Consider the following 4,171-nt stretch of genomic DNA (forward strand, 5'->3'; position numbering starts at 1 on the left):
CACATTAGGGGAGGCAGAAAACAAGGAAAAGGGCAGTACGGAAAGTAAAACAAACCATACGGTTTTGCTTGCAAAACCGTATTCCTATCTCCCTGCCACAAGTGACAGGGGGGGAACGGGTTAGCAACGGACTGCCGGGACAAACGGTAAAAGGAAGGAACTGCAATACGGAAGAAGGAGGTTGTTTCGGCAATGCCGAAGCTCCGGATGATGACCATTGCAATCCCGCCCACGTTTGGAACTTCTCTTTTCTGGTTTGCCCATAATCAGCCGCATAGCGGATGACTACGGGCAAACCGGGAATGAGAACAGTCATTCCGATGAAGGGGAGGGTGGGGAAGAATACTGCGTGAACGCAAAAACACTCTCGGATATGTAGCAAAAAAAAGCGGCACTAGGCCGCTTCAATCATTTGCTTGCTTTTTTCTTTTTAGAGACAGCCTTCTGTTTAGGCTGATCCGGTTTTTCTTCTTCTTTTTCCGGAGCCGGATAAAACTTGGTGGCTACCATCACAATGCGGTTACGCTTCTCCCCACTTTTAGAATCCGTCCATTCTTCCGGCTTAAAGTAGCCTTCAACGGTTATCAGCTCACCTTTTTTCAATACATCGAAGGAATCCAGTGCTTCATTCTTTCTCCAGGCTTCAATCCCCATGAAAGCGGAAACATAAGAGGTTTCTTCACCTGTCTTGTCTGCACGGCTGACCGCGATAGAAAAGCGTGCTACGCTTGCTGTTTCAAAACTACGGATTTCTGCATCCTTACCGATAAAACCTGTTACTGCGAATGAATTTTCAATCTTTTTCATATCTCTGATTTTTTAGAAGTTAATTAATCAATTTTACAGTGCAATAACTGATTGTTGGCTTTGGGGGACACCATGAAAAAAGATATAAATACTCTTTTTATGCTGGCCGGAAAAAGGAAGATTTGTAACTTTTTTATTGGTGAAGATGGCAGCAAATAATTCGGGTTAAATACGCTTTTTATGCAAGGCAAAAAAAGGAAGATTTCAGACGAATAACAACGTGGTGTTTGTGAATCGTCCCCTTATCCCCGTAAAAGGGGTTAGCAACAATCTATATTTGCAACGGAAAATGATTTGACTTCCCTAAAAAATGATATGAAAAAGACAAAACTTGAAAATCAGCAACAGGTTTGGAAAGGATGCAAAAAACAACCGGTCAGACAGCAAGCATGGCACATTCCGAAAATATGGTCAGCCGCCTATCGACACACCGGAAGAAACCTCTGCAATTCCTTTTAAAAAAATGAAGCCGAAGAATGAAGCATACAATATTCCACGTATCGAAAAAAGTGACTGCACGATAAAATGAAAGGCTGCAACGGAAGAACAGACTTGCGGATTCTGCGGGGAGAACATAACCATACAGGCATACAGCCACTACAACTGTTTCCGGAAAAAGAAGATTATACAACCGGAAAAACAGAAAGGCATCCACTCGGAGAAAAGCAAGCAAACGATTGAAGCGGACTGCCGATTTAGCGGCGAAATATCCGACTACCTATATACAGCCCTAAAAGGCTGGGGCATATGGGTAAGCAACAGACTGCCGGGCAAATAAAAGGAGAGTGGCATAGCCGCCGGAAAGAGGTTGTCTCGATGTGGCCGAAGCTCCGAAAGCAGACCGGATATGCCTCTCTCCTTTGCCTTCCCCATTCCTGGATTTCACACAATCACGGAGCCTGCGAGTGACTATGAGAAATCCTGAAACGGGGACAGTCACTCCGCTGAAAGGGTGGGTGGGAAACATGTGACTTTCTCCAAAATAACAAATAGGGGTATAAAGATCTCAAAAGAAAAGAAAGCCGTTCCAGAAAAGACTGGAGCAACTATCACCATCTACTGTTCTTTAAGTTAATTGCAGCAAATCCAAATCATCAGTGACCAATCCATCCAATACATGTTGGATTTTATCAAATATAGCCTTATCTATGCCATACGTGGCGCATAACGATTGAAATTTGCTTACAGCATCGAACACCTGTAATATCTTCTTTTCGGGCTCCTCTACAAAATCCTCGGCAAAGTTGACGAAATCACTTGTAGTCAAGGCAGACCTTTTGCCCATCACGCCCATCGAATGAATGTGTGCTGAAGAATTTTCCCATGTATTTGCCGTGAACATTACATCATATGCAGGTGATAAACGCCATACCCCTGCCTTATCCATGATAAACGATATGTTCTTATTATGATCATCGGATATACCTGCGACATAATTAAATACCATTCTGATAAATATCTGATCTTTGTCTTCCTGGGGAAGTTTCAGAGTCTCTGCTATCCAACACAGCTTCATATAATCATCTGCACCCGGCATAATGGCCGCAAGGGTCTGACTAAAGAGCTTTTCTCCATTCTTACGATCAAATCTTTCCGTTACGAAATGATTTCTTCCATCAATTTCTTTCAGGAAGCATGGCATCATGTTGATTCCCGCCGCCTTTGCCATTTCGCTATATACCATTTCTATCTCTGTGGTAGGAGAGTCATCTGCTTCTTTAAATTTGATGATATACTGCTTAAAATTTTCAGGCAAATCCACCTGGCCGGAACGAAACTCTTCCGTTTCGAGATTATAGGCAATCACTGCCTTCGGGCGCATGCCACCGGCAGAAGTTCCAAGATATATCAACTTTTTCATCGTGAGGCTATCCTCCGGTGATATGACAGCAGCATCTCGATCATTATATATTTTAGAAGCCAAAGTTGCCAATGATGACATATTTACTGACTCATGGATGGCATCATCATTAAATTCCGGTTCAAATTCCAATGCTCCCATAGCCCTCTTGCCAATATAAGAGAGCTTCAATAGAGGCAATGATTCCGTAACCTTTATATTATTATCCGTGAGCCATTGGTCAAATAGGGAAGCCCCCCATTTGTCAGGAAGCGCATCTGCAAGAAATTCCGGAAGCCCTTGATATAATTTATCTTTATTCCCATAGAAAGACGCAAACAAAGGGGGTCTCTTAGGGTGTGTGGAAGGGCATATATCATAATCTTGTTTCCTATATTCATCCGTAAATTGGAATACAGAACAATGCTTTTCAAAGTCCCAATTCAATTTGCCAATGCAAGTCCCCCACAGATATACATTCACTATAATCGGCTCTTTCTTCATACCATCTTACGTTTACCGTTAATTCTTTGTATTCTTTTACCTGTTTTTTCATTGATTAGGAAAGGGGAGTCTGGAAGTTCCGGAACCAAACCGACAACGCCTTCAAGAGTTCCACTTATACGCAAAATCTTAAGCAATGTACTTAGGGCAATATCACTTACTTTACAAGATTCTATTCTCTTAATAGTAACGATAGATACTCCTGCCTTATCCGCAAATTCTTGCTGGGAAAAACAGCAGCTAAGTCTTATAGACTTAACTCTCTTGCAGATTTCCTTTACAATACATTCATCTGAAAATTCGTATATTGTATATGTATCATATAATCTTTTCATAGAAAAACATATTTAGGTATCATTTTTGATACAAAAATACCGATAAATCTGAAAATCACCAAATTAAGAAACACTTTTTTTATAATCTTCTGCCGCATTAGCAAACGATTGAAGCGACCTTGTGCCGCTTCAATCGTTTGATTGCTTTTTCTTTTTAGTCCGGGGGTTCTTATTTTTCCGGAGTCGGGTAGAACTTAGTAGCTACCATCACAATGCGGTTACGTTTCTCCCCACTTTTAGAATCCGTCCATTCTTCCGGCTTAAAGTAGCCTTCAACGGTAATCAGTACATCTTTTTGCAGTATCCAAAAAGCATAGCGGTCTTCCATCTTACTCCAGGCTTCAACTTTCATAACAGAGGAAACAAATGTTTTTTCTTCATTTATCTTGCCTATGCGACTGACCACAATAGAGAAGTGTGCAACCTTTACTATTTCGAATAAATGGATTTCTGCATCCCTACAAATCCTGCCTGTTACTGCGAATGAATTTTCAATCTTTTTCATATCTCTGATTTTTTAGAAGTTAATTAATCAATTTTACAGTGCAATAACTGATTGTTGGCTTTGGGGGACACCATGAAAAAAGATATAAATACTCTTTTTATGCTGGCCGGAAAAAGGAAGATTTGTAACTTTTTTATTGGTGAAGATGGCAACGAATAATTCGGGTTAAATACGCTTTTT

The 4,171-nt window shown here is 40.9% G+C and carries 7 protein-coding genes; 2 read left to right on the forward strand and 5 right to left on the reverse strand.

Annotated elements, in window-relative coordinates; all coding sequences use genetic code 11:
* Nucleotides 1-4: 4 nt before the first annotated feature.
* Both DW862_RS26100 and DW862_RS25330 read right to left on the reverse strand, forming a co-directional pair.
* On the reverse strand, nt 5-316 hold the full coding sequence (locus DW862_RS26100; protein ID WP_165852472.1) for a hypothetical protein: 312 nt from the start codon (nt 314-316) through the stop codon (nt 5-7).
* A 92-nt stretch (nt 317-408) separates the two neighbouring features.
* Nucleotides 409-807 carry a single-stranded DNA-binding protein gene (locus DW862_RS25330; protein ID WP_005868746.1) on the reverse strand — a complete coding sequence of 133 codons (399 nt, stop codon included), beginning with the start codon at nt 805-807 and terminating at the stop codon, nt 409-411.
* Between the two features lie 331 nt (nt 808-1,138).
* On the opposite strand from DW862_RS25330, the gene DW862_RS25335 reads away from it, so the two are divergent.
* The gene (locus tag DW862_RS25335; RefSeq protein ID WP_007564676.1) at nt 1,139-1,336 is read left to right on the forward strand and encodes a hypothetical protein; all 198 of its coding nucleotides are present in this window, start codon (nt 1,139-1,141) and stop codon (nt 1,334-1,336) included.
* 218 nt (nt 1,337-1,554) lie between these two features.
* A complete protein-coding gene (locus DW862_RS26105; RefSeq protein WP_005868748.1) occupies nt 1,555-1,716 on the forward strand; it encodes a hypothetical protein in 162 nt (53 codons plus the stop codon).
* Between the two features lie 157 nt (nt 1,717-1,873).
* On the opposite strand, the gene DW862_RS25340 is transcribed toward DW862_RS26105, so the two are convergent.
* The 3 genes from DW862_RS25340 to DW862_RS25350 form a co-directional block, all read right to left on the reverse strand.
* Complete coding sequence (locus DW862_RS25340; RefSeq protein ID WP_120071122.1) at nt 1,874-3,151, reverse strand: type II toxin-antitoxin system HipA family toxin; 1,278 nt, start codon at nt 3,149-3,151, stop codon at nt 1,874-1,876.
* Nucleotides 3,148-3,486, reverse strand: coding sequence for a helix-turn-helix domain-containing protein (locus tag DW862_RS25345; protein ID WP_005868750.1), 339 nt, complete (start codon nt 3,484-3,486; stop codon nt 3,148-3,150). Before DW862_RS25345 ends, DW862_RS25340 begins: the two co-directional genes overlap by 4 nt.
* Before the next feature lie 169 nt (nt 3,487-3,655).
* On the reverse strand, nt 3,656-3,991 hold the full coding sequence (locus DW862_RS25350; protein WP_005868751.1) for a single-stranded DNA-binding protein: 336 nt from the start codon (nt 3,989-3,991) through the stop codon (nt 3,656-3,658).
* Nucleotides 3,992-4,171: the final 180 nt, after the last annotated feature.

This window comes from Bacteroides sp. AM37-9, assembly GCF_003603455.1.
GTDB classification, from domain to species: Bacteria; Bacteroidota; Bacteroidia; order Bacteroidales; family Bacteroidaceae; genus Bacteroides; species Bacteroides xylanisolvens.

Coding starts and splice junctions, on each gene's coding strand:
- DW862_RS26100 (WP_165852472.1), bottom strand. CDS start 316: ATGACTGTTCTCATTCCCGGTTTGCCCGTAGTCATCCGCTATGCGGCT.
- DW862_RS25330 (WP_005868746.1), bottom strand. CDS start 807: ATGAAAAAGATTGAAAATTCATTCGCAGTAACAGGTTTTATCGGTAAG.
- DW862_RS26105 (WP_005868748.1), top strand. CDS start 1,555: ATGGGTAAGCAACAGACTGCCGGGCAAATAAAAGGAGAGTGGCATAGC.
- DW862_RS25340 (WP_120071122.1), bottom strand. CDS start 3,151: ATGAAGAAAGAGCCGATTATAGTGAATGTATATCTGTGGGGGACTTGC.
- DW862_RS25345 (WP_005868750.1), bottom strand. CDS start 3,486: ATGAAAAGATTATATGATACATATACAATATACGAATTTTCAGATGAA.
- DW862_RS25350 (WP_005868751.1), bottom strand. CDS start 3,991: ATGAAAAAGATTGAAAATTCATTCGCAGTAACAGGCAGGATTTGTAGG.